General features: G+C 60.4%; 3 protein-coding genes. 2 read left to right on the top strand and 1 reads right to left on the bottom strand.

The window, feature by feature from the left end; genetic code table 11:
* Nucleotides 1-305: 305 nt before the first annotated feature.
* A complete protein-coding gene (locus C5F48_RS23595) occupies nucleotides 306-539 on the bottom strand; it encodes a hypothetical protein (RefSeq protein ID WP_107666101.1) in 234 nt (77 codons plus the stop codon).
* A 128-nt stretch (nucleotides 540-667) separates the two neighbouring features.
* Between C5F48_RS23595 and C5F48_RS23590 the strand changes: the two genes are divergently transcribed.
* Both C5F48_RS23590 and C5F48_RS23585 read left to right on the top strand, forming a co-directional pair.
* A complete protein-coding gene (locus C5F48_RS23590; protein ID WP_107666100.1) occupies nucleotides 668-925 on the top strand; it encodes a hypothetical protein in 258 nt (85 codons plus the stop codon).
* Nucleotides 926-1120: 195 nt separating this feature from the next.
* Nucleotides 1121-1468, top strand: a complete 348-nt coding sequence (locus tag C5F48_RS23585) for a DUF7713 domain-containing protein (RefSeq protein WP_146603680.1) — start codon at nucleotides 1121-1123, stop codon at nucleotides 1466-1468.
* Nucleotides 1469-1706 lie beyond the last annotated feature (238 nt).

Here is a 1706-nt window from a genome sequence, read left to right as displayed (position 1 = left end):
TTGATATGCGGGCCCGTGGGGGTCGGAAAGTTGAGAGCATCCCCGGAGCGATCATGGATGACGTTCTGGCCAAGCTGGCTACGATCATTGAATGATCGGGCAGATCCCTGACATCGAGGTCTAAGCTCCCCCACTTCCATCTTCGCGGCTGTCGCGGCGTCTTCCCTTTCGCGGGCTTGGTGGCGATTTCATGCATGGCCTTGGGCGTCATGCGCTGGATGCGCTTGCGGCGCCGCGCGAGGGTCTTGGCGCTGTTGAACGCCTCGATCGAGAGTGGCCTTCAAGGCGCCACGTATTGTGCAGGATCACGGTCTTGCACAAGGCCGCCGCCTTGGCGCAGACGGCCCCCATCCGGCCAGGACTGCGCCTAGGTAGGCCTGATCGACGTAGCGCGGGAAATACACCTTGCTGGCCGCGAAGCGCTTGCGGTCGTCCTCGACGGTGATGCCAAGGTTGGCGGCAGCCCGCAGCACCTCGAGCGCGCCGCTGCACATGCCGAGAATGATCAGCCATGGCTGGGCCGTGGAGCCCCGCGTCATGCGGCATCTGCGCGCCGTCCGAGTGCCAAATTTCCAGCGGCTGCTCAACGAGAGCGACGACGCCCATGGCGCGATCAAACAGCCCTGCTTAAGATCAGCACCAAGACATCAGTAGGCATGAGGCAGGAATGGCCGTCACCAGCAGGAAAGACGAAATCGAGGTGATCGCAGGGCAACTCGTCGCCCAGAGCATAATGACCCAGATCGTGATGGGGCACCTGGCCATGGTTTCGGAGGATCGGGGCGCAGGCATTCGGCATGCTGTCGAAACCGGGATCTCCACCATGCAGATGAACCCGAATATGACGACTCTGGAGAAGTTCGGAGCGGTGAAGACGCTCGAGGACGCACTCGACATGATCGACCAAATCCGCTCTGCATCTTGAGGCCACTAGAAGTGCGACGGGAGTCAACGACGCGGGTTCATTGTTATAGGAGGGCAAACGATGCGGCCTCGAAGACCAATCCGATCCACACTGGAGCAGGTGCGGATTTCGCGGGACGGCGGTTGCGGGATCATTGAATACGCGGATTCAAGATATGGCAGCATGCAGCTGACGATTGGGCCGCAGGTCGCCGGGATGACTGATGCCCAAATCCTCGCCATGGCGAACGACGTCATCGAGGCGCAGGATCACCTGCTAGCCGGGTCTGCCGTCCACCCCATCGAGGTCCCGCTAGGCCGACCGCAGATCCGCTGGCTCGATGACCTGCAATGCTGGATCACCCGCGGACAGGTCCTGCGCTGCCACCTCTCGGACAACGAGCAGCGCGGGCTGGTGGTCTGGATCGACGACGAGAAACTAGACGTCGACGCCTTCGCCAGACTGCTAGTCTCTTATGCTGGCTGGGGAATGCGCATCACCTTCGTAGACGAGAGCGAGGTCTGCGAGCCGCCGGATGTGATAATCCAGGATCCCGAAGATTAGGGGGATGACCTGCTGCTGCCCTTAGCGATGCCGATGCCGCCGCGCGCCGGTCGATCGAGGATCTACTGCCGCCGCTGCCATAGCCTTGACACAAGCATAATTATTGTATATACAATAATTATGCTGATGATTGTTTGGGATGAGCCGAAGAGGCAGAGCAACCTTGCCAAACATGGCTTGGATTTTGCTGATCTGGATGGGCGTTGATGATGTGACCGCCCCCCGACGGCATCGATGT

Source organism: Cereibacter changlensis JA139 (assembly GCF_003034985.1).
Classification (GTDB): Bacteria; Pseudomonadota; Alphaproteobacteria; order Rhodobacterales; family Rhodobacteraceae; genus Cereibacter; species Cereibacter changlensis.
The sequence above is the reverse complement of the archived record's forward strand: the minus strand, read 5'-3'. Positions and strand labels throughout refer to the sequence as shown.

Excerpts from the sequence above, each read along its gene's own strand:
- C5F48_RS23595 (WP_107666101.1), bottom strand. The coding sequence starts at position 539 with ATGACGCGGGGCTCCACGGCCCAGCCATGGCTGATCATTCTCGGCATG.
- C5F48_RS23590 (WP_107666100.1), top strand. The coding sequence starts at position 668 with ATGGCCGTCACCAGCAGGAAAGACGAAATCGAGGTGATCGCAGGGCAA.
- C5F48_RS23585 (WP_146603680.1), top strand. The coding sequence starts at position 1,121 with ATGACTGATGCCCAAATCCTCGCCATGGCGAACGACGTCATCGAGGCG.